The sequence below is a fragment of the Streptomyces scopuliridis RB72 genome (assembly GCF_000718095.1).
GTDB classification, from domain to species: Bacteria; Actinomycetota; Actinomycetes; order Streptomycetales; family Streptomycetaceae; genus Streptomyces; species Streptomyces scopuliridis.
This window is the reverse complement of record NZ_JOEI01000031.1, coordinates 121,496-148,013: the sequence shown is the minus strand read 5'-3', so window position 1 is coordinate 148,013 and position 26,518 is coordinate 121,496. Positions and strand designations below refer to the sequence as shown.

Sequence of the window (26,518 nt, the reverse complement as noted above, 5' to 3'; positions counted from 1 at the left end):
TACCCCACGGGCACGCCGTCCCGCGCGCCCGATCGCGCCCGATAGATTGACACCCGTGTTCTCTCGTCTCTCGCGCCCCGGCGCCCTCGCCCTCTGCGCCGTCCCGATCGTCGCGCTGTTCGCCGTGGTCGGGGCCGCGCCGCTGCCGTACTCCGTGGCGCAGCCGGGCATGACCGCGGATGTCCTCGGCGCGGACCAGGGCCGGCAGATCATCACGATCAGCGGGGCGCCCACCAGGAAGACCGAGGGGCAGCTGCGGATGACGACCATCGTGGCGACCGGCCCCTCCGCCGATGTCGACTTCGGCGATGTGGTCGAGGGCTGGTTGCGTACGGACCGCGCCGTGCTGCCGCGTGACGCGGTCTACCCGTCCGGAAAGTCCGACAAGGAGATCGAGCGGCACAATACCCACGACATGGTGGAGTCCCAGAACTCCGCGACCCAGGCCGCCCTCGGCCTGCTCGGCAAGGACCCGAAGACCGTCGACGTCAGCCTCCATCTCGCCGACGTCGGCGGCCCCAGCGCCGGGCTGCTCTTCGCCCTCGGCATCGTCGACAAACTCGACGGCGACGGCTCGGGCGGCGATCTGACCGGCGGCCGCAAGATCGCGGGTACGGGCACGATCAGCGGCGACGGCAAGGTCGGCGCGGTCGGCGGGGTGTCCCTGAAGACCCAGGCCGCGGGGCGCGACGGGGCTACGGTCTTCCTCGTCCCGAAGGCGGAGTGCGGGGATGCCGGGAGCGAGCTGCCGAAGGGAATGCGGCTGATCCCGGTCAGTACGCTGAAGGGCGCGGTGTCGGCGCTCCGGGCGCTGGAGCGGGGGGAGACGGATCAGGTGCCGAGCTGTTGATGTCCCCGGCCGGGGCGGCTTCCGCCTTCTCCGGGATCCGTTCCATGGAGCGCCAGGCCGGGAAGACCAGCGGGCTCAGCGTCGCCAGGAGATAGACGCCGCCGACGGCCAGCAGTGTGTTGCTCAGCCCCGCGCGCTCGACCAGAAGGCCCGCGACCAGACCGCCGAGCGGCATGGTCAGTTCGACTCCCGCCGTGGTCACACTCGACACCCGGCTGCGCAGCTCGTCCGGCACCCGCTCGTACATGACGGTGGTGAGGATCGGGTTGAGCACGCCGGCCGCCAGTCCGCCCGCGGCCATCGTCACGGCCAGCGGTACGGTCCCGTCCGTGAGCGCCGCCACGACGTACTTCGGCGCCCCGCAGAGCAGGAAGGCGCCCGCGAACACGACGCGGCGCGGGAAGCGTTCGCCGTACGCCCCGTACAGCAGGGCCCCGAGCAGCGCCGCCCCGCCGAACAGCGCGGTGAGCAGCCCGAGATCGGCGGACCCGCCCAGCTCCTGCCGGGCATGGACCGGCAGCAGGACCGAACCCCAGCTCTGGTCCAGACCGTTGGTGATCATCACCATCACGGTGATGTCGAGCAGCAGCCGCGTACGGATCAGGAAGGCGTAGCCCTCGCGGAGTTCGGTGCGGTACGTCGCGAGCGAGACCGGGGCCCGACGCTGTGGCTCCGCCGCGCGAATCCCCCGCAGTCCGGCGGCTATCAGCGCCGCCGACGCCATGAAGGTCACGGCGTCCAGCAGCAGGACCGCCTCCGCGCCCATGACCGCGATCAGCAGTCCGGCGAGCGCGGCGCCGATCATGCGCGCGACGCGCGAGGCCGCGTCGTACAGACTCGCGGCGCGCGGCAGGGTCGTCCCGGCCCGTTCGGCGAGGTCGGGCAGGAGGACGTAGCGGGCGGTGATCCCCGGGGTGTGGACGAGGCCGCTGAGCGCCATCAGCGCGCACAGCATCCAGAACTCCAGCACGCCCGCGAAGTGCAGGAGCGGGACCGCGGCCACGGCGAGTCCGCAGATCAGGTCGGAGGCGACGGAGACCCGCCGCCGCCCGAGCCGGTCGATGACCGGACCGCCGGCGATGGCGGAGACGACGACCGGCACCGTCGCGCAGAAGGCGACGACCCCGGCTCTGGCCGGGCTGCCGGTGGTCTGGAGAACGAACCAGGGCACCCCGATCAGGGTGAGTGAACTCCCGGCGATGGAAATGGTGTTGGCGGCGAGGGTGGCGACGAAGGGCCACCGGTCGTCAGCGGGTCTGTGCCCGCCGGGTTCGGGGCCGGCCTTCCGGGTCATGCCGCGTACGGTCGTACGAGCCGATGCCCGGACGCCACCGGCCGGTTGACGAGGCGCAGCCCCAACTCGACCAGGGACCAGCCGAGTCGGGTACGAAGGTTCGCGCGCGGCGGACGGAGGCGGAACGCGGAGGCCTCGTGGCGCAGTTCGGCGGCGCGCAGGGCGTGCAGCCGGAGATGTGTGTCGGAGTGTGTGCCGGGATGCACGGAGGGGTCTCCTTCAGCTTCGGCCGGTGGAACCGGTGCGGGGGAAGGAATGCAGATGGACGCGGACCTGCGGGGCTTCCTCGTCGACGGGACCGGCCGAGCGGTAACTCTCGACGACCTCGTGCAGCTTCTCGTTCATCTCGTGAAGCTGCTCGGGGGTCAGGCGCAGGGTGAAGTCGCTGAGGTCCGCAGAGCCTGACCACTCACTGGGCCAGTCGCTCGCGGTCCCCAGCCAGGTGGCGAGCTCCTGGGTGTGGATGGTCGCGATCTCGTGCAGGAAGAGGTCGACCGCGCCGCGTACCGCCGGATTGGTGTCGGTGTGCAGGTCGGGGCCGAACCTCGTGCCCTCGTTTGCGGCCCTCCACCAGCGCTCGCGGCCCTTTCCGCGCGTCGGGTCGTCCTCGACGAAGCCGTGCGCGGCGAGCTGTCGCAGGTGGTAGCTGGTGGCGCCGCTGGACTCGCCCAGCCGCTCGGCGAGCTGGGAGGCGGTGGCGGGACCGTCGTGGCGGAGGGTGCCCAGAAGCCGTATCCGCAGGGGGTGGGCCAGACCGCGGAGCGAGTGCGCGTCGAGGGTGCGCTGCTTGGGGTTCGTGGGCCCCGGCGGCGTTTCTGTCGGCTTCACGGGCTCTATGGGCTCGGGCATGCCCCTAACGTAGTCATGCAAAGACTTCGTTGCAACATGTTCTTTGCAACGAAGTCTTTGCATGCCCGGCTGATCAGTGTCAGCCGTTGCCGTCCCGCGTCAGCAACTCGACGAGCCCCGTGACGCCCTCCGCCCCCTGGCCACCCTCCAGCCGCCGCTTCATCAGATCGAAGTACGGGGTCAGCAGCTCGGGGCTCACCCCCTGTTCCCGCGCCGTCCCCACAAAGGTCTTCACCCCCGCGACCTGCATGGCGAGGTTGGACACCACGTCCGACGTGTAGTCACCGCTGTCCAGCTGCGCGGCAACCTGCTCGACCGTCGGGGACATCGACATCAGCCAGCCGGTCAGCAGCGGTGTGAACTCCTTCAGCGAGATCTCCGCCTCCCCGCGCACCAGCGCGAAGGCGTGCGTGATGCCCGCGAGCATGCCGTACATCCCGCTCAGCAGCGCCACGTCCTGGAGGGCGGCATGGCCGGCGTTCGCGCCGACGTACCGCGTGCCGACCGGGACCGCCAGAGCCGCCCTGTGCGTCTCGAACAGCTCGGGCGAGCCGCTGTAGAAGACATAGCCGCCCGCCTCGGGAACCCCGACCATCGGCGGTACGGCCATGATCCCGCCGCTGAGGAAACGGGCCCCGCGCGCCGCGGCCCACTCGCCGCGCGCCCGTGCCTGGGCCGGGGTCCCGGTGGTGACGTCCACCAGGTCCTTGCCGGTCAGGTCGGCACCCTCCAGCGCCGCGCCGACCGAGGCGTCGTCCAGCAGACAGGTGACGACCAGCGCGTTCGCGGCCACCGCCTCGGCGGCGCTCGCGGCGGCCGTGGCGCCCTCGGCCACCAGGGCGTCGGCCCGGTCCGCCGTACGGTTCCATACGGTCACGGAGTATCCGGCGGCGAGCCAGGCACGGGCGAAGGCCGTACCCATGGCCCCGAGCCCGAGAAGGGAGACGGATCGAGAGGCGGAAGGGGAAGAGCCGGAAGGGGAAGAGGAAAGAGCGTCAGAAATGTTGTCGGTCATGACGAATACGCTGGTCGACAACGCGGGGGCCAACAAGTACGCACTCCGAAGTGGGTGGTTCCCCCGAGGTATGTGACCAGGTCGGAGAGGGAGGGCCGAGGACGATGGCGACCGTGGGCAGGCCGGGCGCGCCCGACGCGTATCACTGCGGGATCGACGCGGCCATGGATGTGATCGGCGGCAAGTGGAAGGTGCTGATCCTCTGGGCGCTGGACGAGAGCCCGCGCCGCTTCGGCGAACTCCGCCGGATGCTCCCCGGCGTCACGGAGAAGGTCCTCACCAGCCAGCTGCGTGAGCTGGAGACGCACGGCATCGTCTCCCGCGAGGTGTACGACGAGATCCCGCCGCGCGTCGAGTACGCGCTGACCGGGCGCGGTGTCGCCCTCGGGGCCGCGCTCCAGCCGCTCGGCCTGTGGGGACGGGAACACGTCCTGGGGAAGACCCCGCAAGGGGCTACCCCTTCCTGACGAATCCCTCCCCGGCGGGGTTCCCGGCGGAGTCCCTGGCGGCGTCTCCGGCGGAGTCCTCGGCGGCCTGCTCCACCAGCGGGATGATCCGCAGCGGTACGGGGTTCTCCATGACGATCGCCGTGGCGGCCCGCACGATGCCCTCGAAACCGACGACCCGGTCGATCACCCGCTGGAGATCGGCGTTGGAGCGGGCCACGAGCCGGCAGAGCATGTCGCCCTGGCCCGTGGTGGTGTGTAGTTCGAGCACCTCGGGGACGGTCGCCAGATGGGCCCGTACGTCGGAGCCCTGCCCCTGTTTGATCTCCAGCGTGGCGAAGGCGGTGACGGGGTAGCCGAGGGCCGCCGGATCCACGGCCGGGCCGAACCCCCTGATCACCCCGTTCGACTGGAGCCGGTCGAGCCGCGCCTGTACCGTGCCGCGCGCCACCCCGAGCCGGCGCGATGCCTCCAGCACCCCGATCCTGGGCTCCCGCGCGAGCAGCACGATCAGCCGGCCGTCGAGTCCGTCGATGCTCATGGTCCGCTCCCCAAGGCGTTGCCGAATCAAACGTAGTCATACTGTGCAGATAGCCTCGCCATTCTGGTCATCCGCTCTACATATTGACCAGTGAATCAGCGAACTATTGCGCACCTTGTGGAACGGCGGGAGGCTGAGGCCATGGCTGACACCTCGATGCACATCGATACCGCTCCCCACACCGCGCGCGAGGCCGACCCCTTCCCGGTCAAGGGAATGGACGCGGTCGTCTTCGCCGTCGGCAACGCCAAGCAGGCCGCGCACTACTACTCCACGGCCTTCGGCATGAAGCTCGTCGCCTACTCCGGACCGGAGAACGGCAGCCGCGAGACCGCGAGTTACGTCCTCACCAATGGCGCCGCCCGCTTCGTCCTGACGTCCGTCATCAAGCCGTCCACCGAGTGGGGCCGCTTCCTCGCGGACCATGTCGCCGAGCACGGCGACGGCGTGGTCGACCTCGCGATCGAGGTGCCGGACGCGCGGGCCGCGTACGCGTACGCCACCGAGCACGGCGCCCGCGGCATCCAGGAGCCGTACGAGATCAAGGACGAGCACGGCACGGTCGTGCTCGCCGCGATCGCCACGTACGGCAAGACCCGCCACACCCTCGTCGAGCGCTCCGGCTACGACGGCCCGTATCTGCCGGGCTTCGTCGCCGCGGCACCGATCGTCGAGCCCGCCGCCAAGCGCACCTTCCAGGCCATCGACCACTGCGTGGGCAATGTCGAGCTCGGGAAGATGAACGAGTGGGTCGGCTTCTACAACAAGGTCATGGGCTTCACGAACATGAAGGAGTTCGTGGGCGACGACATCGCGACCGAGTACTCCGCGCTCATGTCGAAGGTCGTCGCGGACGGCACGCTCAAGGTGAAGTTCCCGATCAACGAGCCCGCGATCGCCAAGAAGAAGTCGCAGATCGACGAGTATCTGGAGTTCTACGGCGGGGCCGGCGTCCAGCACATCGCGCTCGCCACGAACGACATCGTCGCGTCCGTACGGGCGATGCGGGCGGCGGGCGTGCAGTTCCTCGACACCCCCGACTCGTACTACGACACGCTGGGGGAGTGGGCGGGCGAGACGCGGGTGCCCGTGGAGACGCTGCGCGAGCTGAAGATCCTGGTGGACCGCGACGAGGACGGGTATCTGCTGCAGATCTTCACCAAGCCCGTCCAGGACCGGCCGACCGTCTTCTTCGAGATGATCGAGCGGCATGGCTCGATGGGCTTCGGCAAGGGCAACTTCAAGGCGCTCTTCGAGGCGATCGAGCGCGAGCAGGAGAAGCGCGGCAACCTCTGACGGAGCACGCGACGCGTGCCGGGGCCATCGGCTCCGGCACGCGCCCCCGGATTCTCAGACCTGCGGCGGAGGCGCCGGCTCCCGCCGCTCCAGCGTGGGCTTCTCGGGCCCCGAGCCGTAGAAGTCCTTCGGCCCGCCCTCCTCCGGCTCGCCGAGCGCGTCCAGCGCCTCCCGGGCCCTCGGCGCCAGCAGCGGCGAGAAGTGCGGATCGGTCCGCAGGGCCTCCTCGATATGGCGGCGGGCCGCACCGTACATCGCCAGCGACCGCTCGATCTCCCCGCGGTGGTACGAGAACAGCGCGCTCCGCCGCCCCGGCTCGGTCGCCTTCGTCGCGTACGCCAGCGCCTCGCGCCCCTGGCCCGCGCGGTACAGCGCCCAGCCCAGCGCGTCCGCGACCTCCATGCTCCGGTGCGACCGCTCCCACTCCGCGCGCAGCCGCGCGACCGCCGCCTGCGGATCGCCGTGGTCGGCCTCGAAGCGGCCGAGGACCAGCTCCTCGTTCACCCCGTGCCCCCGGGCGCGCTCGGCCCGTTCCCGGAGCGTCTCGTACTGCGTCTGCGCATCCCCGTCCAGCCCCAGCGAGTCGTACAACTCGCCCAGCTCCAGGGCGTATTCGGGCCGGGGCAGCTTCGCCAGCGCCGACTGGTATTCGCGTGTCGCCTCGTCCGACCTGCCCAGCGAGGCCAGCGCCCTCGCCCGCCCCGCCAGCGACTGGGGCCGGCCGCGCGCCGCCGTCAGCGCCGCCTCGTAGTGGCCCAGCGCCTCGGCCGGCTCGCCACGCTCCCAGGCCAGCTCGCCCAGCGTGTCCAGCGCCTTCGCGCGCTCCGCGGGTGATCCGGCGTGCGCCGCCGCGTCGGTGGCCTTGGCCACCGCGTCCTCGCGCCGGCCGCGGTCGCGGTACACCTCGGCGGCGCGGATCAGCACCGGCGCCCCCTTGTGCAGCTCGCGCAGCTTCTCCAGCGCCTTGCCCGCCGCCTTGTAATCGCCCAGACCGGTGTACGCGTCGATCAGCACCGGATACGACGTCCACGCCGCGGGCCGCTGCGCCCGTACCGACTCGCCCCACCGCTTGGCGGCGACGAAGTCATGCCGGGCGTTGGCCAGCGAGGCGAGCCCCACCAGCGCCTCCGGATTGCCCGTCCTGATGCCCTTGCCGGGCTTGGAGTCCACCGCGCCCCCGCCGTGCTTGCCGGACCCGTCGCCCTCCGGCCGCCCCTCGCCGGGGCCGGAGGGCGACACCGCCAGCGACCGCTGGAGCGCCCGGTCGGCCTTCGGGTAGTACGCCGGATCCGCCGCCGCGACCCCGCGCTCCACATACGCCGAGCCGAGCACCGCCCACGCCTGTCCGTCCTCCGGGTGCGTGCGCAGCCAGTTCTCCCGCTCGCGGATCAGCGCGGTCAGATCCGACAGCGAGGCGGGCGCCCCCGCGCCAACCGCGGCCATCGCCCGCGCTTCGGGGCCCTGGGGCGCACGCTCCTCGTCGGGGACGAACAGCAGCACGCCCCCCACCAGCACCGCCCCCACCCCGGCGGCCAGCGCCGCCCTTCTGACCTGTCTGACCTGCTCCGTTTTCATGGCGTTCATGGCGATTACTGTGCGTCAATACGAAGAGCACACCCGTGCTTGCCATGGTGGATCGCAGACGGGTTCACACCGATGGCCCCGGATGCGAGTCTGGGATCATGGACGATCTCCTCGCACAGCTGCGGGCCGGGCTCCCCGCCGAAGCCCTGATCACCGACCCCGACGTCACGGTCTCCTACGCCAACGACATGGCGAGCTTCTGCGAGGCGGGCACGCCCTCCGTGGTCGTGCTGCCGCGTACGGTCGAGCATGTCCAGCATGTGATGCGCACGGCGACCGCGCTGCGCGTCCCCGTCGTCCCGCAGGGCGCCCGTACGGGGCTGTCCGGCGCCGCGAACGCCTCGGACGGGTGCATCGTCCTCTCCCTGACGAAGATGGACCGGATCCTGGAGATCAACCCCGTCGACCGGATCGCCGTCGTCGAGCCGGGTGTCATCAACGCGGCCCTCTCCCGCGCCGTCGGCGAGCAGGGCCTCTACTACCCGCCGGACCCGTCCAGCTGGGAGATGTGCACCATCGGCGGGAACATCGGCACCGCGTCCGGCGGGCTGTGCTGCGTCAAGTACGGCGTCACCGCGGAGTATGTGCTCGGCCTGGACGTCGTCCTCGCCGACGGCCGGCTCCTCACCACCGGCCGCCGCACCGCCAAGGGCGTCGCCGGCTACGACCTGACCCGGCTCTTCGTCGGCTCGGAGGGCAGTCTCGGCATCGTCGTCAAGGCCGTACTCGCGCTCCGGCCGCAGCCGCCCCAGCAGCTCGTCCTGGCCGCCGAGTTCGCCTCCGCTGCCGCCGCCTGCGACGCCGTCTGCCGGATCATGGAGCGCGGCCACACGCCGTCCCTCCTCGAACTCATGGACCGTACGACCATCCGCGCCGTCAACGCGATGGCCAACATGGGACTCCCCGACACCACCGAGGCGCTCCTGCTCGCGGCCTTCGACACCCCCGACCCCGCGGCCGACCTGGCCGCCGTCGGCGAGCTGTGCACGGCGGCGGGCGCCACCGAAGTGGTCCCCGCCGAGGACGCCGCCGAGTCGGAACTGCTGCTCCAGGCCCGCCGGCTGTCGCTCACCGCGCTGGAGACCATCAAGTCGGCCACCATGATCGACGACGTGTGCGTGCCCCGCTCGCGCCTCGCCGAGATGCTCGACGGCACCGCGGCCATCGCCGGGAAGTACGACCTGACCATCGGCGTCTGCGCGCACGCGGGCGACGGCAACACCCACCCCGTCGTCTGCTTCGACCAGGCCGACCCGGACGAGTCACGGCGGGCCCGGGAATCCTTCGACGAGATCATGGCGCTCGGTCTCGAACTCGGCGGCACGATCACCGGCGAACACGGCGTCGGCACCCTCAAGAAGGAGTGGCTGTCGCGCGAGCTGGGACCGGTGGGCCTGGAGTTGCAGCGGGGGATCAAGCGGACCTTCGACCCGCTGGGCCTGCTCAACCCCGGGAAGCTTTTCTAGGCGTCTCTTCTAGGCGTCTTTTCTAGGCATCGCCGTCCACGGACTCGTCCGAGGGCCACGGGTCCCGCAGCCACAGATCGTCGGCCGGCGTCGGGGCCAGCAGCCTGGCCAGCCCGTCGTCGAGGCCCAACTGCTCGGACTCCGTACCCGGTGGCACGATCCGCAGCGTCCGTTCCAGCCACGCGGACACCGCCGCGCAGGGCGCCTCCAGCAGCGCGTCGCCGTCCGGCGAGGAGAGGGCGACACACAGGACGGTGCGCCCGCCGACCTTCGTCGGCCAGATCCGTACATCACCGTGCCCGCAGGGCCTGAACACCCCTTCCACCAGCAGTTCGCGGGCGAAGGTCCAGTTCACGGGGTTGTCCGAGCCGATGTGGAAGGTGATGTGCACGGCGTACGGATCGTCCGTGCGGTAGACCAGCCGGGCCGGGACAGGGATGCTGCGCTCGGGCGACAGCACCAGATTCAGTTCCAGTTCGCGTTCCACCACGGTGTGCATGAGCGGCACTTCCTTTCCTGGCGAGCGGCCCGATGCGGGGGCCGTACCAGTCGAGAGGCGCTGCCCCGCCGACTATGACGCGACTTTCGGCGATGAATTTCCGGGACTTCCGACACACTCGTCCCGGACGGGGCCCGGACGGGGCCCGAACGAGGCCCGGACGGTGGCGGGACGGGGGACGGGGGGAGACTCGCCACCCGGGTGGGCACGTGCGTACGGTGTTCCGTACGCCCTGGCGAATGAATCCCACCCCGCAGCCTCACGCTTCGCATCGGCGTCCACGGTCCGCCGCGGGAACGCGGCCGTTTCTGCCGGTCTCCTTCCTCAGGGCCTCGTGTTCTTCGTTACTGTCCTCCTTGGACAATGGTGTGAGTGAACGGAGTTGGGGTCAGTGGCTACTCCTCCTGGTGACGGCGGGAACGTACCCCGGGAAGGGTTTTACCCGGACCCGTCCATCCCTGGATATGTCCGGTATTGGAACGGCGCGGCCTGGGTGCCCGGCACGAGCCGGCCGGCGCCGCAGGACGGTGAGGCGACGCCCGGTACCGCCCCGGCCGCCTCCGCGCCGCCCGGCGCCGTCGAGGAGACCGGGCCGGTCTTCTTCGACGAGGACCCTCCCGAGGAGCCCCGCCAGGAGGCCCGTCAGGAACCGGCGTCCGCGTGGCAGGCCGACGCCTCGCGGCAGACCGGCTTCGGCGGTGAGCGCGATGCCCGGGTGTCGTGGGGAGCGGCCCGGCCGGATCCGCGCGTTCCGGGCCCGGCGCCCGAGCCCTCCCGTGAGCTGCCCACGCCCACGCCCGGCGATCCGACCGGCGGGGCCCTGCCCGGCGTACGCGCGCTGGGTCCCGGTTCCGATTCCGGGTCCGGGTCCGATCCAGGGTCCGGCGCGGGCGACGGTCCGCCGCTCACCGACGGTACGGTCACCATCCGCGCCATGCGACGCGGTGTCAGGCCCGGCTCCGGCTCCGGGCCCGAATCCGGAGAGGGCGCGGGATCCGGGACCGGCCCCGCGGAAGGCTCGGCCGATCCGCTCAGGACACCGGCGCCCCGCGAGGGCGGACAGCCGGTGGTCGACAGCACCATGGCCATCCGCGCCCTGCGCGCCGCCCGCCGCGCGAAGGACGAGGACGGCCCGGCAGGCGGTACGGCGCAGCCCGAGGGCACCATGACCCTCGGCGCGCTGACCCAGGGCGCCGACGGTACGGGCCGGGCGGCGGAGCGACCGCAGCTTCCCGTACCGCAGCAGTCCCCGTCGGCGGCCGGTCAGCACGCGCCCGTCAGCCCCGGCGCCGGCGGCGGCGCCGCGTCCTGGGCCCAGCAGGCGCACCCGCTCGCGCGGCCCGATCAGCCGGACCAGCCCGTCGTGCCGTGGAAGCCCCCGGTCAGCGACCCGTTCCTGCAAGCCGCGCAGGCCCAGGCGAACGCCAGGCCCGCGGCCCTCGGCAAGCGCTTCGCGGCCCGGCTGATCGACACCGTGGTGCTGGGCGCGATCGTCGGCGCCATCGCCTTCCCGCTCGTGTCCAAGGCCCTCGCGCATATCGACGACAAGATCGCGGCGGCCGAGCGGACCGGTGAGACCGTCACCGTCTGGCTGCTCGACGGCACGACCGGCGCCTGCCTGGGCGCCGTGCTCGCCGCGCTGCTGATCGTCGGGGCGCTCTACGAGGCGCTGCCGACCGCCAAGTGGGGCCGCACGCTGGGCAAGAAGCTGTGCGGTCTGGACGTACGGGACATCGAGTCGCACGAGGCCCCGGCGTTCGGCGCCGCGCTGCGCCGCTGGCTGGTCTACGGCGTGCTGGGGGTGCTCGTCGTGGGCGTCCTCAACGTGCTCTGGTGTCTGATCGACCGGCCCTGGCGGCAGTGCTGGCACGACAAGGCGGCCCGTACGTTCGTGTCGGGCTGACCGGCGGCCGGTGACCTGATCCGCCGGCCCGCCGCGGCCGGGGCGTTCCTCCGAACGGCGGGCAAGCCGTTGCGGGCCCCTGCCCGGCGCGGTGCACTGCCCACATGAGCCATGATCAGCCGCCGCCCGGCGAGCCCCCCGAGGAAGACCCTTTCCTCAAGAAGCCGCAGGGTCCCCCGCCCGGGGAACCTCCCCCCGGGGAGCCACCGCCCGGAGGCCCCCCGCCCGAGGGGCCTCCGCCGTCACAGGGCCCGCCGCCGGGATCTCCGTACGAGTCCCCGTACGGTGCCCCCTACGGCGGCGCCGGTGGGCAGCCGCCCCCGGGCTCCCCGTACGGCTCGAACGTCCATGGCGAGGGACCGTACGGCGGCACGGATCCGCTCGCCGGGATGCCGCCGCTCGCGCCGTTCGGCACGCGGTTCCTGGCCCGGGTCATCGACGCCCTGATCATCTTCATCCCGCTGGGGATCGTGTCGCTGTTCGTCGGAGGCTGGAACACCGCGAACAACACCGGCGCGTGGGACGAGGTCACCAATCAGGTGAATACCGGCACGCAGTGGATCTGGTCGGTCATCTCGATGGTGCTGTACGTCGGCTACGACACCCTGATGAACCGCAAGTTCGGCCAGACCCTCGGCAAACGCTGGCTGAAGCTGCGTGTCGCGATGCTGAACGACGGCGCGGTCCCCGATACCGGCTCCGCGCTGCTGCGCGCGGTGGTGCTCTGGCTGCCGGCGCTGCTGTGCTGCCTCTTTATCTGGTGGGCCATCATCATCGTGTCGATCGTGGTCAGCAGGCCCTACCGGCAGGGCCTGCACGACAAGGCCGCCAGAACGGTCGTGGTGTCAGCGACGCAGTGACGGCTGGCCTATCCGGGCCTCGGCGCGTGGTCCGGGCAGCTGAGCGCTCGTCGCCGGAGGCGTGGCGGGCCTCGGCGCGGGTGCCGTACGCGCCGCTGAGGTACGACTGTTCGCCGGGACGGTCAGGGCCACGAGCAGCCCGAGACCGAGGGCGGCGAGTCCGATCACCGCGATGCCCGGACCGGCGGTGGTGCCGGAGAGCAGAAGCATGACGAGGGTGGAACAGACGACGGTGGCGGTGCCGTAGGCGAGCTGGGCGGCAGTCGGACGCGGCATGGCGGAATCCGTCCCTCGGGGCGTCATATTCGGGGGTGTTGGGGGTGTCTCGCGTATCTCGCACGTACGTCGCAGGGCGGGTCGCACTGCCAAGCGACTCTACGACGGTGGATGCCCGAGCGGAGCGAGTAGTAAGCGTGACCTCACCCACGGTGCCGGTGCACGGGGGGCGCATCGAGTCACGCCCCCTGTCGATCGGCCGGATCGGTGCGCCAGTTGTCCGAATTCCTACGGCTCTGGAGTCATGTCCGGATAGCGGAACCGGAAGGCCGCATAGTGCAGTTGACCAGTTCAAGTCAAGGTCTGTCTTTTCTTCCTTAACTCCGGTCCAATGTCGTCACTTATGACGCGCATACGCGCGCGGATCCCTCACTCCCGGTCCGCGGACCGCGTGCGCCGGGGAGGACAAGCATCAAGTGATCAGGAATCGACGGGCGAGAACACTGTCCGCGGTGATCGTGGCGCTGGCCGCGACCGCAGCGACGGCCTCAGCTTTCACCACGGCACAGGCCCAGGACAACCCCGCGTCCGGCTCCACGGACATCGAGCGCCGTGACCCGGCGCCCCAGAAGGGCCATGTCGAACACGACTTGGACGGCCCGTTCAGCAAGCAGCAGGCGCAGCAGCGCGAGGCGGCGCTCCAGCAGGTCATCGCCGGGGACGCCACCGTGCAGAAGCGCGACGGCTCCCAGGTGGTCAAGCTCGACAACAAGAAGTACGTCGAGCTGGGCCGGGAGAAGACCGACAAGATCTTCACCATCCTCGTGGAGTTCGGCGACAAGGTCGACGACACCACCATGTACGACCCGGACGGCCCCGACGGACCGCTGCCGCCCGTCAAGAAGTACGGCGGCGAGCCCGGCCCCCAGCACAACGAGATAGCCGAGCCCGACCGCAAGGTCGACAACTCCACCGCCTGGCAGGCCGATTACAACCAGGCGCACTTCCAGGACCTCTACTTCGGCGAGGGCAAGGACGCGAGCGGCAAGCAGAAGGAGTCGCTCAAGACCTACTACGAGAAGACCTCCTCCGGCCGCTACTCGGTCGACGGCACGGTCTCCGACTGGGTCAAGGTCGACTACAACGAGGCCCGTTACGGCTCGAACTACTGCGGCAGCAGCAACTGCGCCAACGTCTGGGACGCGGTGCGCGACGGCGTCACCGCCTGGACCGCGGACCAGAAGGCGCAGGGCAAGTCGGACGCCGAGATCAAGGCGGCCCTCGCCGAGTACGACCAGTGGGACCGTTACGACTTCGACAACGACGGCGACTTCAACGAGCCCGACGGCTACATCGACCACTTCCAGATCGTGCACGCGGGCGAGGACGAGTCGGCCGGCGGCGGCGCCGAGGGCTCGAACGCCCTGTGGGCGCACCGCTGGTACGCGTACGGCACGAACGCGGGCAGCACGGGCCCGGCCAACAACAAGGCCGGCGGCACCCAGATCGGCGACACCGGCATCTGGGTCGGCGACTACACCATGCAGCCGGAGAATGGCGGCCTCGGTGTCTTCGCCCATGAGTACGGCCACGACCTGGGCCTGCCCGACCTGTACGACACCGCGGGCGGCGAGAACTCCACCGCCTTCTGGACCCTGATGTCGTCGGGTTCCTGGCTGGGCACCGGCAAGGACGCGATAGGCGACCTGCCGGGCGACATGACCGCCTGGGACAAGCTCCAGCTCGGCTGGCTCAACTACGCCAAGGCCAAGGCCGCGACGAGCTCCACCCACAAGCTGGGTGTCTCGGCGTACAACACCAAGAACCCGCAGGCGCTCATCGTCGACCTGCCCAAGAAGTCCACGACCACCAGTGTGGTTAAGCCCACCGAGGGCTCCAAGCAGTGGTGGAGCGACATGGGCGACGACCTCAAGAACACCCTCACCCGTTCGGTCGATCTGACCGGCAAGTCCTCGGCGTCGCTGGAGCTCCAGGGCTGGTGGGACATCGAGGCCGACTACGACTACCTGTACACCGAGGTGTCGACCGACGGCGGCGCCAACTACACGCCGGTCGACGGCACGGCCGACGGCAAGTCGATCCCCCGTGACGCCGCCGACAAGCCGGCGCTGACCGATGTCTCGGGCGCGTACAAGAAGCTCGTCTACTCGCTGGACGCCTACGCGGGCAAGAAGATCGACCTCCGCTTCCGCTACCAGACGGACGGCGGCGCGGGCGGCAAGGGCTTCACCGCGGACGAGATCAGCCTGCTCGCCGACGGCGCGCCGGTCTTCACGGACAACGCCGAGGGCGACGACGCGGGCTGGACCGCCAAGGGCTTCTCGCGTATCGGCGAGTCCTTCACCCAGGACTACGACCAGTACTACATCGCCGAGAACCGGCAGTACGTCTCGTACGACAAGACCCTCCAGGTCGGCCCGTACAACTTCGGCTTCACCGCGCCGAACGACGGCAAGGTCGAGCACTTCGCGTACCAGCCCGGTCTGATGATCTGGCAGTGGGACACCTCGCAGAAGAACAACAACACCAGCCAGCACCCGGGCCAGGGCCTGATCCTGCCGGTGGACGCCCACGCCAAGCCGCTGAAGTGGGCGGACGGCACGCTGATGCGCAACAGGATCCAGGCGTACGACGCGGCGTTCAGCTGGTGGCCGACGTCCGGTCTGTCGCTGCACAAGGCGGACAAGCTGACGCGGATCGCGCCCCAGCCCGGTGTCCCGGTCTTCGACGACCGCAAGGGCACCTACTGGAGCGAGGAGAACAAGGGCGGAAGCGTCCGGGTAACTGACACGAACACCAGGATCAGCATCGTCAGCCAGCCCCTGGACGGGCAGACGATGACGGTCAAGGTGGGCCCCTCAGGGAAGTAACCCCAAGTAACCGCAGGTCAAGTGCATGATCGGCCGTCGCCCTCTAGCGGGCGGCGGCCGTTCGTGTTTAGGTGCGTCCTACGATCTCTTATTGACACGATGTCTCACGGGGGAGATGAAGGACATGGCAGGCGGAGGCTTCAGCAAGCTCCCGAACGGCACGGTGGTGGTGGCACTGACCCTGCCCAGCCCGGCGGCCGAGGGCGATACGGTGCGCGTTCTGGTGCACGCCGCGAACCGGGCCCGCGCCCTGACCAGGCTGCGGAACCTGGGGCTCCGGGCGGTCTATCTGCGGGGCAACGCGGAGCCCCCGACGCCGGACGAGATCACCGCGGTGCTCCATCACCCGGACGGCCTGCTGTGGCGGACCACACCGGAATGTCTGGAGCAGCTCTGGCAGCCGATACGGGCGCTGCTGAGACCCGCGGCGAGGGCTGGGTACTGACGGGTACGGGGAGGGCTTGAGCGGGGCTCCAGGGAGGCTCGCGGAACGGCCTCAGGCGGCGTGGACGACCGGCTTGCCGGTCAGCTCCGCCCCCGCGGCCCGCAGCTCCTCCATGGCCCGCTCCGTGGTCTCCGGGGCCACGCCCGCGGTCAGATCGAGCAGTACGCGCGTGACGAAGCCCTCACGGACCGCGTCCAGGGCCGTGGCGCGTACGCAGTGGTCCATGGCGATACCGACCACATCGACCTCGGCGACGGCCCGCGCCCGCAGCCAGTCCACCAGCCGGACGCCGTTCTCGTCGGCGCCCTCGAACCCGCTGTACGCCGCCGAGTACGCGCCCTTGTCGAAGACCGCGTCGATCGCGCCGGAGGCGACGGCCGGGGCGAAGTTCGGGTGGAACCCCACACCCTCCGTGCCCGCCACGCAGTGCACCGGCCAGGTGTGGACGAAGTCGGGGGCGGCCGGGGGCGTCGCGAAGTGGTCACCGGGGTCGATGTGGTGATCACGGGTGGCGACCACATAGCGGTATCCGGGGGTCGCGCGGCCGATCAGATCGGTGACGGCGGCGGCCACCTCGGAGCCCCCCGCGACCGGGACGCTGCCCCCCTCACAGAAGTCGTTCTGCACGTCTACGACGATCAATGCGCGGTGCATGGCGGTCATCCTTCGATGGGGAGCGGGTGGTACCGGGGGCGGGTGACGGGGACTGTTCGGGGACGTTTTCGAGCCTAGAGACTCCGCCCCCGTCTCGGGAGGGGTCCGGGCGTGTTCGCGGAGTCCCGTACTCCACCGCTACCACCGCCCCCTCCGCCTCACACGTACCCGGTCCGCCACTCGCCCGGCCTCATCCGCCACCTGCCCGGTCTCACATGTACTCGGTCGGGATCACCGGCTCGCCCCGCGACAGCTGGATGGCCGACATCGGCAGCCCCGCGCGCGCCGCGATATGCCGGTCGCGCACGGCGTCCAGCGGCTCGCGGGCGACGATCTCGCCGCCCTTGACCAGCTCCACCAGCAGCTGCCGGTCCAGCAGCTCCGGCGGTACGGGGCCCGTGCCGACCACCTCGGCCTCGGCGTACCCCTCGGCGTCCCGCCGCCGCGCGGCCCATTTGCGGCCCCCGATGGAGGTCTTGCCGCCCAGCGACTTCTTCGCCACGGGGTGCAGCGTGGCCTTCGGGTCGGCGGAGGTCGCGCGGGCGACGACCTTGTAGACCATGGAGCAGGTCGGATGCCCGCTGCCGGTGACCAGCTGGGTGCCGACGCCGTACGCGTCCACCGGCGCCGCCGCCAGTGAGGCGATCGCGTACTCGTCCAGGTCGGAGGTCACCACGATCTTGGTGTTCACCGCGCCCAGCTCGTCCAGCTGCTGCCGTACCCGGTGCGCGACCAGCAGCAGGTCCCCGGAGTCGATCCGGACGGCGCCCAGCTCGGGCCCCGCGATCTCCACGGCGGTCCGTACGGCCTCGGCCACGTCGAACGTGTCGACGAGCAGCGTCGTCCCCCGGCCGAGCGAGTCGATCTGCGCCCGGAAGGCGTCACGTTCGCTGTCGTGCAGCAGGGTGAACGCGTGCGCGCTGGTGCCCACCGTCGGAATGCCATAGCGGAACCCGGCCGCCAGGTCCGAGGTGGTGTCGAAGCCCCCGACGTACGCCGCGCGCGAGGCGGCGACCGCGGCCAGCTCGTGCGTACGGCGCGCGCCCATCTCGATCAGCCCGCGCCCGCTCGCCGCCGCCGCCATGCGGGAGGCCGCCGCGGCGATCGCCGAGTCATGATTGAGGATTGACAGGATCACGGTCTCCAGCAGCACGCACTCGGCGAAGGAGCCCTCGACCCGCAGGATCGGCGAGCCCGGGAAGTACACCTCGCCCTCCGGATAGCCCCAGATGTCCCCGCTGAAGCGGTACGAGGCCAGCCACCGGAGCGTCGCCTCGTCCACGATGCCCTGCTCCCGGAGGAAGCCCAGCACATCCGCGTCGAACCGGAAGTTCTCCACGGCGTCCAGGACGCGTCCGGTGCCGGCCACGACCCCGTACCGGCGCCCCTCGGGCAGCCGCCGGGTGAAGACCTCGAAGACCGAGCGCCGGCCGGCCGTCCCGGCCCGGAGCGCTGCCCGGAGCATCGTCAGCTCGTACTGGTCGGTGAAGAGCGCGGTCGACGGCACGTCCACCGGCAGCCCAAGGTCCGGAGTGTTCATACAACGATGCTACCCAATACTCGTCACCTTGACGATTTCTCGTGGCCGTTTGTGCGACACGCCGCGACGGGTGGCAGCATGGGTCATGTGAGGCTGTGAATTCCGGCACGCCCCCGCAGAGAAGAAGGTCGTCCCGAACCGTGAGTGTTGCCCCGACTGAGATCGAACGCCCCGAATCGGCCGAGGAGACTTTCGCCGTCCCCGAACCCGATGTGCCGTGGGTGACGATCGTGCACAACGATCCGGTCAACCTGATGAGTTATGTGGCGTACGTCTTCCAGACCTATTTCGGCTATCCGAAGGACAAGGCGCACAAGCTCATGCTCGACGTCCACCACAAGGGCCGCGCGATCGTCTCCAGCGGCAGCCGCGAGGAGATGGAGCGCGACGTACAGGCGATGCACGGCTTCGGGCTGTGGGCCACGCTCTCGCAGGACCGCGCCTGATGGCCGGGCAGTTCGAGGCGATCCCCGGCGGCGGCGCGGCCGTCGCGCTCGACGAGGTCGAGATCTCGATCCTGCGCTCGCTCGCCGTACAGCTGCTGGAGCTGATAGGGCCGGGCGACGAGCCCGCCCAGGGCGAGGACCCGCTCGCCTCGCTCTTCAGCGAGGGCCCCAGCGAGCCGCCCGCCGATCCGGCGCTGGCCAGGCTCTTCCCGGACGCGTACGGCGATGACGACGACGAACTGCGCGAATTCTCCTCGGAGTTCAGACGGTTCACGGAGAACGACCTGCGCAGCCGCAAGCGCGAGGACGGCATGGCGCTCGTCCGTACGCTGGACGCGCTCGCCGTGGAGGGCGGGGGTGCCGCCGTACTCAAGCTGACCTCCGACGACTGTCAGCACTGGCTCGGCGCGCTCAACGATCTGCGGCTGACGATCGGCACGCGCCTGGAGGTCACCGACGAGGACGAGGGCGGAGAGCTCTACCGGCTGCCCGACTCCGACCCGCGCAAGCCGATGGTGATGGCGTACCTCTGGCTCGGCGCGCTCCAGGAATCACTCGTCGAGACCCTCATGTCCTGACTCCCCGCATGTCATGTGCCGGTTGTCGGCAGGCCCCCTTCCGTACGCTCAGGTGACGCTCAATTCGGCATAACGATCCCGTCACCGCTCCGGCGACCTTTGCGGTTCGCGGTGCGATTTGTCCGCTTCTCCCTGTGGGCTGCGCCACAGCGCGCTCCGCTGATCGCCCAGTTCGGCGTGATAGATCTGCACGACCCCCCGGGGACGCCACCCCTGTCCCCGGGGGTGCTTCGGCCGGCCGACCGCCGGCGGCACTCCATCCAATCCGGGGGGATCGGGAACTGGTCCGCGGCCGAGCACGGCGCGGATCTGCATGGAGAAAGGGCGCATGACCATGACCTCTGCGCAGGTCGACAAGGAGTACGGCGGCGACGGGACCGCCGGAGGACCGGCCGGCGGCAGCGCCCCGGAGGAGGGCTACGAGCGCGGGCTCGGCAGCCGTCAGGTCCAGATGATCGCCATCGGCGGCGCCATCGGCGTCGGGCTCTTCATGGGCGCCGGAGCGAATATCGCCAAGGCCGGACCCAGCATCATCCTCATGTACGCCCTCGCCGGCGTCGTGATCTTCTTCATCATGCGGGCGCTCGGCGAGCTGCTCCTCTACCGGCCGGTCTCCGGCTCCTTCGCGGAGTACGCCAGAGAGTTCCTCGGCCCGTTCTTCGGCTTCGCCACCGGCTGGACGTACTGGCTGATGTGGGTCGTCACCGGGATGGCGGAACTGACCGCCGCGGCCATCTATATCCACTTCTGGTTCCCCCAGATCCCGCAGTGGGTCAGCGCCCTGGTCTTCCTGGTGGTGCTCTTCGGCGTCAACCTGATCTCGGTGAAGATCTTCGGCGAGGTCGAGTTCTGGTTCTCGATGATCAAGGTCACCGCGATCATCGGAATGATCGTCATCGGTCTCGGTGTGCTCACCCTCGGCTTCTCCGACGCCGGTGACACCGCCGCCGCCTCCAACCTCTGGGCACACGACGGGATCTTCCCCAACGGCATCGGCTCCAGCCTGATGACCCTCCAGGGCGTCATGTTCGCCTACCTCGCCGTCGAGCTGGTGGGCGTCACCGCGGGCGAGTCCGAGAACCCGGAGAAGACCCTCCCCAAGGCGATCAACACCCTGCCCTGGCGCATCATCGTCTTCTACGTGGGCGCGCTGACCGTCATCCTCGCGGTCGTCAAGTGGACCGAGTTCTCGGCGGGCACCAGCCCCTTCGTCCACGCCTTCGAGACGATGGGCATCCCGCTCGCGGCCGGCATCGTCAACTTCGTCGTGCTGACCGCCGCGCTCTCGTCCTGCAACTCGGGCATGTACTCCACCGGCCGGATGCTGCGCGACCTCGCCGCCAACAGCGAGGCGCCGAAGCTCTTCGGCAAGCTCAACTCACGCAAGACCCCGGCGTTCGGCATCACCGTCTCCGTCGCCCTCATGGGCATCGGTGTGGTCCTCAACTACATCGTCCCGGAGAAGGCCTTCGGGTATGTGACGTCCGTGGCCACCGCCGCCGGTATCTGGACCTGGATGATGATCCTGATCAGCCATATCCGCTACCGCCGCGGGGTACGGGCGGGCCTCCTGCCCGCCTCGTCGTTCCCCGCCCCGGGCGGTTCGGCGTTCAGCTGGGTCGCGGTCGGTTTCCTGGCCCTGGTCACCTGCCTGATCGCGTACGACAAGGACGCGCGGGTCTCCCTCTATGTGGGGGCGGTCTGGGCGGTGGGCCTCGTCATCGGCTGGCAGCTCCTCAAGCGCCGCACCCCGCGGTCCGCGGAACGCGCCGCCCCTGAGTACGCCTCCGCGGAGTAGCCCCGCCGAGCCCCTGACGGCCCCTGGAACCGGGAAACTCCCTCCCGGATCCGGGGGCCGTACCCGTCCCTTTATATTTTCTCCATGCTCACCATCACCCAGGCCCTGCACGACAAGATCGTCGAGCACGCGCGCGCCGACCATCCCGACGAGGCGTGCGGCGTGGTCGCGGGTCCCGCCGGGACCGGCCGGGCCGAGCGGTTCATCCCCATGCTCAACGCCGCACGCTCGCCCACCTTCTACGAGTTCGACTCGGCGGATCTGCTCAAGCTCTACCGGGAGATGGACGACCGCGACGAAGAGCCGGTGATCATCTACCACTCGCACACCGCCACCGAGGCGTATCCGTCCCGTACGGACATCACCTACGCCAACGAGCCGGGCGCCCACTACGTCCTCGTCTCCACCGCCGACCACGACGACGCGGGCCCCTTCCAGTTCCGCTCGTACCGCATCGTCGAGGGCACGGTCACGGAAGAGGACGTGGAGATCGTCTGAGGCACCCATCGCGGCGCTCGGAAGATCTGACAAACTGAGCGCCGAACCGAGGCGGCAGGGATCAGGAAGCCGGTGTGAATCCGGCGCGGTCCCGCCACTGTGACCAAGCCCAGCTTGGCAGCCAGGAACTGACCTGCCGCCCTTCTCCCACCAGCCAGGGGACGCGGAAATCCCCCGGAGGAGGCCCTGCCGTGTCTGTGCTGTCCCGGCGCCGCCGTGCGCTCACGCCCGCCGTCATCACCGCCGTACTGCTCCCGCTCACCGCCTGCGGCGGCTCCCCCTCCACGGACGCGAAGGACGGCGCGCGGGCCGCGACCACCGCGCCCGGCTTCCCGTACACCGTCACCAACTGCGCGGTGAAAACCACCTATCAGGCGCCGCCGAAGCGGGCCGTCACCATGAACCAGCACGTCACCGAAGTGATGCTGGCGCTCGGCCTGGAGAAGTCCCTCGTCGGCACCGCCTACCTGGACGACCGGATACTCCCCGCCTACGAGAAGGCGTACAAGAGCGTCCCGGTGCTCGCCGAGGAGTACCCCTCGAAGGAGCGGCTGCTCGCCGCCAACCCCGACTTCGTCTACGGCGGTTACGCCAGCGCCTTCGCCGCCAAGGACGGCCGCAGCCGCGACGACCTCGGGTCCGCCGGTATCCACACCCGGCTCAACCTGGAGAACTGCCCCCAGGACACGACGTCCCTCGACGACGTCTACCAGGAGGTCCGGGAGACCGGCCGCACCTTCGGCGTCCCCGACCGCGCCGAGAAGTGGATCGCCGCCGCCCGCACCACCGTCACGGACACCGCCGCCCTGCTCAAGCGCGTCGAGCCGGTCTCCGTCTTCGTCTACGACAGCGGCGACAAGACCGCCTTCACCGCCGGCGGCAAGGGCATCGGCAACGAACTGATCACCCGCGCCGGCGGCCGCAATGTCTTCGCCGGCCTCGGCAAGTCCTTCGGCGACGCCACCTGGGAACAGGTCGTCGCCCGCAAGCCCGACGTCATCGTCATCTACGACTACGGCTCCACCACCGTCGCCCAGAAGAAGAAGCGACTGCTGGAGGACCCCGTCATCAAGGACGTACCGGCCGTCAGGAACAAGCGGTTCGCCGTCATGCCGCTCTCGGACGTGGTCCTCGGCGTCCGCGCGCCCGACGCCATCGAACGGCTCGCCGCGCAGCTCCACCCCGAGTCCGTCAAGTAAGCCCCGGCCATGACCCGGACCACCCCGCCCGGCCACGGGCGGCTGCGCTACACCCTGGTGCTCGGCTGCCTCGCCGCCGCGCTCGCCACCGCCGTCGTCGCGGGCCTCGCCCTCGGCTCCGTACGCATCCCGCCCGGCCAGGTGATCACCATCCTCACCGGCGGCGCCGACCCCGGCCCCTTCCGCACCATCGTGCTCGACGTACGGCTGCCCCGCGTGCTGCTCGGGGTGATCGTCGGCGCCGGGCTCGCCGTCGTCGGCACCGTCCTCCAGGCGCTCGTACGCAACCGGCTCGCCGACCCCTTCCTCCTCGGCATCTCCTCCGGGGCGTCCGCCGGCGCCGCGCTGGTCATGGTCCTCGGCATCGGCGGCGGGATCACCACCACCGTCGCCATGCCCGCCGCGGCCTTCGCCGGCTCGCTGCTCGCACTGGCGCTGGTGTACGGGCTGGCCCGCCGGCGCGGTGCGATGACCGGCGGCCGGCTCGTCCTCGCCGGGGTCGCCGTCGCGTACATCCTCTCCGCGCTCACCACCCTCATCCTGATCGTCTCGGCACGCCCCGAGCACTTCCAGGAAGCCATGTACTGGACCTTCGGCGGCCTCGGCAGCGCCCGCTGGTCCACCCTGCTCCTGCCCGCGGTCGTCCTCACCCTCGGCACCGCGCTGCTCATCGCCCTGGCCCGGCCGCTCGATCTGCTGCTGGCGGGCGAGGAGGGCGCGACCGTACTCGGCCTGGACAGCTCGCGCTTCCGCGCCGCCGTGTTCGTCCTCGCCTCCCTGGTCACCGGCGTGATGGTGGCCGCCAGCGGCGCCGTGGGCTTCATCGGACTGCTCGTCCCGCACGCCGCCAGAATGGCCGTCGGCGCGAGCCACCGCGCCCTGCTGCCGGTCGCCGCGCTGGGCGGAGCCGTCATCCTCGTCGCCGCCGACCTCGCGGCCCGTACCGTCGCCGCGCCCCAGGACGTGCCCGTCGGCGTCCTCACCGCGCTCACCGGGGGCCCCGCCTTCCTGTGGCTGATGCGCCGCCGCCCCGAAGGAGCCCCCGTATGACGGCGACACTCCGGCTCGAAGGACTCTCGTACGCCGCCGACGGCCGCCGGCTCGTCGACAGCGCCGATCTGACCGCCGCCCCCGGCGAGACCGTCGGACTCGTCGGCCCCAACGGCAGCGGCAAGACCACCCTCCTGCGCTGCGTCTACGGAACGCTCCGCCCCAGCCATGGACGGGCCCTGCTCGACGGCGACGACCTCCTCACCATGACCCCCAAGGCCAGGGCGCGCCGCGTCGCCACCGTCCCGCAGGACGGACAGCTGGACTTCGAGCTGACCGTCCGCGAGGTCGTCGCGATGGGCCGCTCCCCGCACAAACGCTTCTGGGAAGCCGACACGGCCGCCGACGCGGACCTCGCGGAAGCCGCCCTCGACCGCGTCGGGATCGCCGCCCTCGCGGACCGCGCCTTCCCCTCCCTCTCCGGCGGCGAACGCCAGCGCGCGCTGGTCGCCCGCGCCCTGGTCCAGCGGCCCGCCCTGCTCGTACTCGACGAGCCGACCAACCACCTCGACATCCGCTACCAGCTCGAAATCCTCACCCTGATCAGGGAGTCCGGGACCACCAACCTGCTCGCCCTGCACGATCTGAACCTCGCCGCGTACTACTGCGACCGCGTCCATGTCCTCCAGGAAGGCCGGATCGTCGCCTCCGGCACCCCGCACGAAGTCCTCACGGCCGAGCTGCTCGCCACCGTCTACGGGGTGACCGCCGAGGTCAGCACGCACCCCGCCACCGGCGCGCCCACCGTCGTCTATCTCCCGCCGTCCGCCTGACGGATACGGACCGTCCGCGATACGAGATCACATGCCGGAACGCCGACCGGGAATCGATACGATGACCGCATGGTTTTCCACGACGTGAGCGACAAGACGCCGAGCACCCCGCTGCTCGTGGCGCGGCTGCACGTCGATCTGTGCCGCCTCGCCAGTGCCATCTGTCCCAGCGCTGCCGGCTGAGCGACGTCCCCGAGCGCAGCTTTTCGTCTTCGCACCACCCCCTCGCGCGGGGGTCCGAGCCGCGCGCCCGTCACGCCATCTCCCGATCAGGAGCCCACGCCATGGCCATCGAGGTCCGCATTCCGACCATCCTCCGCACCTACACCGACGGCGCCAAGGCCGTCGAGGGCAGCGGCGACACGCTCTCCGAGCTCTTCGACGACCTCGAATCCCGGCACACCGGCATCCGGGAGCGGCTCATCGACCCGGCCAAGGACAACCAGCTCCGCCGCTTCGTGAACGTCTACCTCAACGACGAGGACGTCCGCTTCCTCGACGGCATCTCCACCAAGCTCGCCGACGGCGACAGCGTCACCATCCTCCCGGCCGTGGCCGGCGGCGCGCTCGACACGCACACGGTCTGATGCGGTACGACTCCCCGCTGGCGGCGGTCGGCAACACGCCCCTGGTCCGGCTCCCACGGCTCTCACCGTCGGAGGACGTCCGGATCTGGGCCAAGCTGGAGGACCGCAACCCGACCGGCTCGATCAAGGACCGGCCCGCCCTGCACATGGTCGAACAGGCCGAGAAGGACGGACGGCTCACCCCGGGCTGCACGATCCTGGAGCCCACCAGCGGCAACACCGGCATCTCACTCGCCATGGCGGCCAGGCTCAAGGGCTACCGCATGGTCTGCGTGATGCCGGAGAACACCTCCCAGGAACGGCGCGACCTGCTCGCCATGTGGGGGGCGGAGATCATCTCGTCCCCCGCGGCGGGCGGCTCCAACACGGCCGTACGGGTCGCCAAGGAGCTGGCGGCCGAGAACCCGTCCTGGGTGATGCTCTACCAGTACGGCAACCCGGACAACGCGGGCGCCCACTACGCCACCACCGGCCCGGAGATCCTGGCCGACCTGCCCTCCATCACCCACTTCGTGGCGGGCCTGGGCACGACGGGCACGCTGATGGGCGTCGGACGCTATCTGCGCGAGAACGTCGAGGGCATCCAGATCGTCGCCGCGGAGCCGCGCTACGACGACCTGGTCTACGGCCTGCGCAACCTGGACGAGGGCTTCGTCCCGGAGCTGTACGACGCGTCCGTCCTCACGACCCGCTTCTCCGTAGGCTCCGCCGACGCGGTCACGCGTACCCGTGAACTGCTCCAGCAGGAAGGTATCTTCGCGGGCGTCTCGACGGGAGCGGCGCTGCACGCGGCGATCGGTGTGGGCCGGAAGGCGGTGAAGGCGGGCGAGAGCGCGGACATCGTCTTCGTGGTCGCGGACGGGGGCTGGAAGTACTTGTCGACGGGCGTCTACACGGCGACGACGACGGAAGAGGCGATCGAGACGCTGCGGGGCCAGCTCTGGGCGTAGCGCCTCCTGGCGGGGGGCCGTGGTCGGGGGTGCGTTTCGGCTGAGGCCGGTTTCCGGGTGCGGGTCGTTGCCGGGTGGCGCGGTTCGCCTCCGGCGGGGGGTCGTGGTGCGGTCGTCTGTGGCCTGGGGCCGTTTACGGCGCGCAGCAGCCCTGACGATGGGTTCGGGCGGTCACGCGCCACAAATCACGCTTTAGTGTCCCGGACACGACCCCTGCGCGCCCCCCTTCACTGCCCGCACAGGCGGCCCGGCCGTGGTGCGTGTCCGGACGTAAAGCGTCGCAGCTCGCG

At 70.6% G+C, this 26,518-nt stretch carries 28 protein-coding genes and 1 riboswitch; of the genes, 18 read left to right on the top strand and 10 right to left on the bottom strand.

The window, feature by feature from the left end:
* Positions 1–55 precede the first annotated feature (55 nt).
* Positions 56–850 (top strand): S16 family serine protease, encoded by a 795-nt coding sequence (locus tag IF11_RS0131030; RefSeq protein WP_030355107.1) that lies wholly within the window; start codon positions 56–58, stop codon positions 848–850.
* Here IF11_RS0131030 and IF11_RS0131025 read toward each other — a convergent pair.
* The 4 genes from IF11_RS0131025 to IF11_RS0131010 form a co-directional block, all read right to left on the bottom strand.
* Positions 774–2,144 carry an MFS transporter gene (locus IF11_RS0131025; protein ID WP_030355106.1) on the bottom strand — a complete coding sequence of 457 codons (1,371 nt, stop codon included), beginning with the start codon at positions 2,142–2,144 and terminating at the stop codon, positions 774–776. The genes IF11_RS0131030 and IF11_RS0131025 overlap by 77 nt on opposite strands.
* On the bottom strand, positions 2,141–2,350 hold the full coding sequence (locus tag IF11_RS37160) for a hypothetical protein (RefSeq protein ID WP_037729014.1): 210 nt from the start codon (positions 2,348–2,350) through the stop codon (positions 2,141–2,143). The genes IF11_RS0131025 and IF11_RS37160 overlap by 4 nt, the downstream gene beginning before the upstream one ends.
* A gap of 13 nt (positions 2,351–2,363) precedes the next feature.
* A complete protein-coding gene (locus IF11_RS0131015; protein WP_030355105.1) occupies positions 2,364–2,993 on the bottom strand; it encodes an ArsR/SmtB family transcription factor in 630 nt (209 codons plus the stop codon).
* Between the two features lie 79 nt (positions 2,994–3,072).
* Positions 3,073–4,008 carry an NAD(P)-dependent oxidoreductase gene (locus IF11_RS0131010; protein WP_030355104.1) on the bottom strand — a complete coding sequence of 312 codons (936 nt, stop codon included), beginning with the start codon at positions 4,006–4,008 and terminating at the stop codon, positions 3,073–3,075.
* 104 nt (positions 4,009–4,112) lie between these two features.
* Between IF11_RS0131010 and IF11_RS0131005 the strand changes: the two genes are divergently transcribed.
* A complete protein-coding gene (locus tag IF11_RS0131005; protein WP_030355103.1) occupies positions 4,113–4,475 on the top strand; it encodes a winged helix-turn-helix transcriptional regulator in 363 nt (120 codons plus the stop codon).
* On the opposite strand, the gene IF11_RS0131000 is transcribed toward IF11_RS0131005, so the two are convergent.
* On the bottom strand, positions 4,462–4,995 hold the full coding sequence (locus IF11_RS0131000; protein ID WP_051746378.1) for an Lrp/AsnC family transcriptional regulator: 534 nt from the start codon (positions 4,993–4,995) through the stop codon (positions 4,462–4,464). The genes IF11_RS0131005 and IF11_RS0131000 overlap by 14 nt on opposite strands.
* Positions 4,996–5,136: 141 nt before the next feature.
* Here IF11_RS0131000 and hppD point away from each other — a divergent pair, with 141 nt between their 5' ends.
* Positions 5,137–6,291, top strand: a complete 1,155-nt coding sequence (gene hppD, locus IF11_RS0130995; protein ID WP_030355101.1) for a 4-hydroxyphenylpyruvate dioxygenase — start codon at positions 5,137–5,139, stop codon at positions 6,289–6,291.
* Positions 6,292–6,345: 54 nt separating this feature from the next.
* On the opposite strand, the gene IF11_RS0130990 is transcribed toward hppD, so the two are convergent.
* On the bottom strand, positions 6,346–7,875 hold the full coding sequence (locus tag IF11_RS0130990; protein WP_106979299.1) for a tetratricopeptide repeat protein: 1,530 nt from the start codon (positions 7,873–7,875) through the stop codon (positions 6,346–6,348).
* Positions 7,876–7,973: 98 nt separating this feature from the next.
* Here IF11_RS0130990 and IF11_RS0130985 point away from each other — a divergent pair, with 98 nt between their 5' ends.
* Entirely contained in the window at positions 7,974–9,341 is a 1,368-nt protein-coding gene (locus IF11_RS0130985) for an FAD-binding oxidoreductase (RefSeq protein WP_030355099.1), read from the top strand.
* 22 nt (positions 9,342–9,363) lie between these two features.
* Here IF11_RS0130985 and IF11_RS0130980 read toward each other — a convergent pair whose 3' ends face one another.
* Positions 9,364–9,840 carry an SsgA family sporulation/cell division regulator gene (locus IF11_RS0130980; RefSeq protein ID WP_030355098.1) on the bottom strand — a complete coding sequence of 159 codons (477 nt, stop codon included), beginning with the start codon at positions 9,838–9,840 and terminating at the stop codon, positions 9,364–9,366.
* A 382-nt stretch (positions 9,841–10,222) separates the two neighbouring features.
* Here IF11_RS0130980 and IF11_RS0130975 point away from each other — a divergent pair, with 382 nt between their 5' ends.
* Positions 10,223–11,743: an RDD family protein gene (locus IF11_RS0130975; protein WP_478212516.1), complete on the top strand. Its 1,521-nt coding sequence runs from the start codon at positions 10,223–10,225 to the stop codon at positions 11,741–11,743.
* Positions 11,744–11,847: 104 nt separating this feature from the next.
* Complete coding sequence (locus tag IF11_RS0130970; RefSeq protein WP_030355096.1) at positions 11,848–12,603, top strand: RDD family protein; 756 nt, start codon at positions 11,848–11,850, stop codon at positions 12,601–12,603.
* Here the strand turns inward: IF11_RS0130970 and IF11_RS0130965 are convergent.
* Positions 12,589–12,879, bottom strand: a complete 291-nt coding sequence (locus tag IF11_RS0130965; RefSeq protein WP_030355095.1) for a hypothetical protein — start codon at positions 12,877–12,879, stop codon at positions 12,589–12,591. The genes IF11_RS0130970 and IF11_RS0130965 overlap by 15 nt on opposite strands.
* A 416-nt stretch (positions 12,880–13,295) precedes the next feature.
* Between IF11_RS0130965 and IF11_RS0130960 the strand changes: the two genes are divergently transcribed.
* Complete coding sequence (locus tag IF11_RS0130960) at positions 13,296–15,710, top strand: immune inhibitor A domain-containing protein (RefSeq protein ID WP_106979298.1); 2,415 nt, start codon at positions 13,296–13,298, stop codon at positions 15,708–15,710.
* Positions 15,711–15,834: 124 nt separating this feature from the next.
* Positions 15,835–16,155: a hypothetical protein gene (locus tag IF11_RS0130955; protein ID WP_030355093.1), complete on the top strand. Its 321-nt coding sequence runs from the start codon at positions 15,835–15,837 to the stop codon at positions 16,153–16,155.
* Between the two features lie 51 nt (positions 16,156–16,206).
* Here IF11_RS0130955 and IF11_RS0130950 read toward each other — a convergent pair whose 3' ends face one another.
* Both IF11_RS0130950 and IF11_RS0130945 read right to left on the bottom strand, forming a co-directional pair.
* On the bottom strand, positions 16,207–16,809 hold the full coding sequence (locus tag IF11_RS0130950; protein ID WP_030355092.1) for an isochorismatase family protein: 603 nt from the start codon (positions 16,807–16,809) through the stop codon (positions 16,207–16,209).
* A 211-nt stretch (positions 16,810–17,020) separates the two neighbouring features.
* Complete coding sequence (locus IF11_RS0130945; protein ID WP_030355091.1) at positions 17,021–18,349, bottom strand: nicotinate phosphoribosyltransferase; 1,329 nt, start codon at positions 18,347–18,349, stop codon at positions 17,021–17,023.
* A gap of 140 nt (positions 18,350–18,489) precedes the next feature.
* On the opposite strand from IF11_RS0130945, the gene clpS reads away from it, so the two are divergent.
* The 10 genes from clpS (at position 18,490) to IF11_RS0130895 (ending at position 26,228) form a co-directional block, all read left to right on the top strand.
* Positions 18,490–18,795, top strand: coding sequence for an ATP-dependent Clp protease adapter ClpS (gene clpS / locus IF11_RS0130940; RefSeq protein ID WP_030355090.1), 306 nt, complete (start codon positions 18,490–18,492; stop codon positions 18,793–18,795).
* Positions 18,795–19,373: a DUF2017 domain-containing protein gene (locus IF11_RS0130935; protein ID WP_030355089.1), complete on the top strand. Its 579-nt coding sequence runs from the start codon at positions 18,795–18,797 to the stop codon at positions 19,371–19,373. The genes clpS and IF11_RS0130935 overlap by 1 nt, the downstream gene beginning before the upstream one ends.
* A gap of 334 nt (positions 19,374–19,707) precedes the next feature.
* Positions 19,708–21,171: an amino acid permease gene (locus IF11_RS0130930; RefSeq protein ID WP_030355088.1), complete on the top strand. Its 1,464-nt coding sequence runs from the start codon at positions 19,708–19,710 to the stop codon at positions 21,169–21,171.
* 84 nt (positions 21,172–21,255) lie between these two features.
* Entirely contained in the window at positions 21,256–21,669 is a 414-nt protein-coding gene (locus IF11_RS0130925) for a M67 family metallopeptidase (protein ID WP_030355087.1), read from the top strand.
* 5 nt (positions 21,670–21,674) lie between these two features.
* Positions 21,675–21,820: riboswitch (cobalamin riboswitch) on the top strand.
* 49 nt (positions 21,821–21,869) lie between these two features.
* Positions 21,870–22,868 carry an ABC transporter substrate-binding protein gene (locus tag IF11_RS0130920; protein WP_030355086.1) on the top strand — a complete coding sequence of 333 codons (999 nt, stop codon included), beginning with the start codon at positions 21,870–21,872 and terminating at the stop codon, positions 22,866–22,868.
* 9 nt (positions 22,869–22,877) lie between these two features.
* A complete protein-coding gene (locus IF11_RS0130915) occupies positions 22,878–23,918 on the top strand; it encodes a FecCD family ABC transporter permease (protein WP_030355085.1) in 1,041 nt (346 codons plus the stop codon).
* A complete protein-coding gene (locus tag IF11_RS0130910; RefSeq protein WP_030355084.1) occupies positions 23,915–24,691 on the top strand; it encodes an ABC transporter ATP-binding protein in 777 nt (258 codons plus the stop codon). Before IF11_RS0130915 ends, IF11_RS0130910 begins: the two co-directional genes overlap by 4 nt.
* Positions 24,692–24,760: 69 nt before the next feature.
* Positions 24,761–24,874, top strand: coding sequence for a putative leader peptide (locus IF11_RS43035; RefSeq protein WP_326612102.1), 114 nt, complete (start codon positions 24,761–24,763; stop codon positions 24,872–24,874).
* Between the two features lie 101 nt (positions 24,875–24,975).
* On the top strand, positions 24,976–25,278 hold the full coding sequence (locus tag IF11_RS0130900; protein WP_030355083.1) for a MoaD/ThiS family protein: 303 nt from the start codon (positions 24,976–24,978) through the stop codon (positions 25,276–25,278).
* Entirely contained in the window at positions 25,278–26,228 is a 951-nt protein-coding gene (locus tag IF11_RS0130895) for a PLP-dependent cysteine synthase family protein (protein WP_030355082.1), read from the top strand. Before IF11_RS0130900 ends, IF11_RS0130895 begins: the two co-directional genes overlap by 1 nt.
* Positions 26,229–26,518 lie beyond the last annotated feature (290 nt).

What these genes read in the sequence shown, in the direction of transcription:
- IF11_RS0131025 (WP_030355106.1), bottom strand. Translation starts at nt 2,144, where the DNA reads ATGACCCGGAAGGCCGGCCCCGAACCCGGCGGGCACAGACCCGCTGAC.
- IF11_RS0131015 (WP_030355105.1), bottom strand. Translation starts at nt 2,993, where the DNA reads ATGCCCGAGCCCATAGAGCCCGTGAAGCCGACAGAAACGCCGCCGGGG.
- IF11_RS0131010 (WP_030355104.1), bottom strand. Translation starts at nt 4,008, where the DNA reads ATGACCGACAACATTTCTGACGCTCTTTCCTCTTCCCCTTCCGGCTCT.
- IF11_RS0131005 (WP_030355103.1), top strand. Translation starts at nt 4,113, where the DNA reads ATGGCGACCGTGGGCAGGCCGGGCGCGCCCGACGCGTATCACTGCGGG.
- IF11_RS0131000 (WP_051746378.1), bottom strand. Translation starts at nt 4,995, where the DNA reads ATGAGCATCGACGGACTCGACGGCCGGCTGATCGTGCTGCTCGCGCGG.
- hppD (WP_030355101.1), top strand. Translation starts at nt 5,137, where the DNA reads ATGGCTGACACCTCGATGCACATCGATACCGCTCCCCACACCGCGCGC.
- IF11_RS0130990 (WP_106979299.1), bottom strand. Translation starts at nt 7,875, where the DNA reads ATGAACGCCATGAAAACGGAGCAGGTCAGACAGGTCAGAAGGGCGGCG.
- IF11_RS0130985 (WP_030355099.1), top strand. Translation starts at nt 7,974, where the DNA reads ATGGACGATCTCCTCGCACAGCTGCGGGCCGGGCTCCCCGCCGAAGCC.
- IF11_RS0130980 (WP_030355098.1), bottom strand. Translation starts at nt 9,840, where the DNA reads ATGCACACCGTGGTGGAACGCGAACTGGAACTGAATCTGGTGCTGTCG.
- IF11_RS0130970 (WP_030355096.1), top strand. Translation starts at nt 11,848, where the DNA reads ATGAGCCATGATCAGCCGCCGCCCGGCGAGCCCCCCGAGGAAGACCCT.
- IF11_RS0130965 (WP_030355095.1), bottom strand. Translation starts at nt 12,879, where the DNA reads ATGCCGCGTCCGACTGCCGCCCAGCTCGCCTACGGCACCGCCACCGTC.
- IF11_RS0130955 (WP_030355093.1), top strand. Translation starts at nt 15,835, where the DNA reads ATGGCAGGCGGAGGCTTCAGCAAGCTCCCGAACGGCACGGTGGTGGTG.
- IF11_RS0130950 (WP_030355092.1), bottom strand. Translation starts at nt 16,809, where the DNA reads ATGCACCGCGCATTGATCGTCGTAGACGTGCAGAACGACTTCTGTGAG.
- IF11_RS0130945 (WP_030355091.1), bottom strand. Translation starts at nt 18,349, where the DNA reads ATGAACACTCCGGACCTTGGGCTGCCGGTGGACGTGCCGTCGACCGCG.
- IF11_RS0130935 (WP_030355089.1), top strand. Translation starts at nt 18,795, where the DNA reads ATGGCCGGGCAGTTCGAGGCGATCCCCGGCGGCGGCGCGGCCGTCGCG.
- IF11_RS0130930 (WP_030355088.1), top strand. Translation starts at nt 19,708, where the DNA reads ATGACCTCTGCGCAGGTCGACAAGGAGTACGGCGGCGACGGGACCGCC.
- IF11_RS0130925 (WP_030355087.1), top strand. Translation starts at nt 21,256, where the DNA reads ATGCTCACCATCACCCAGGCCCTGCACGACAAGATCGTCGAGCACGCG.
- IF11_RS0130915 (WP_030355085.1), top strand. Translation starts at nt 22,878, where the DNA reads ATGACCCGGACCACCCCGCCCGGCCACGGGCGGCTGCGCTACACCCTG.
- IF11_RS0130910 (WP_030355084.1), top strand. Translation starts at nt 23,915, where the DNA reads ATGACGGCGACACTCCGGCTCGAAGGACTCTCGTACGCCGCCGACGGC.
- IF11_RS43035 (WP_326612102.1), top strand. Translation starts at nt 24,761, where the DNA reads ATGGTTTTCCACGACGTGAGCGACAAGACGCCGAGCACCCCGCTGCTC.
- IF11_RS0130900 (WP_030355083.1), top strand. Translation starts at nt 24,976, where the DNA reads ATGGCCATCGAGGTCCGCATTCCGACCATCCTCCGCACCTACACCGAC.
- IF11_RS0130895 (WP_030355082.1), top strand. Translation starts at nt 25,278, where the DNA reads ATGCGGTACGACTCCCCGCTGGCGGCGGTCGGCAACACGCCCCTGGTC.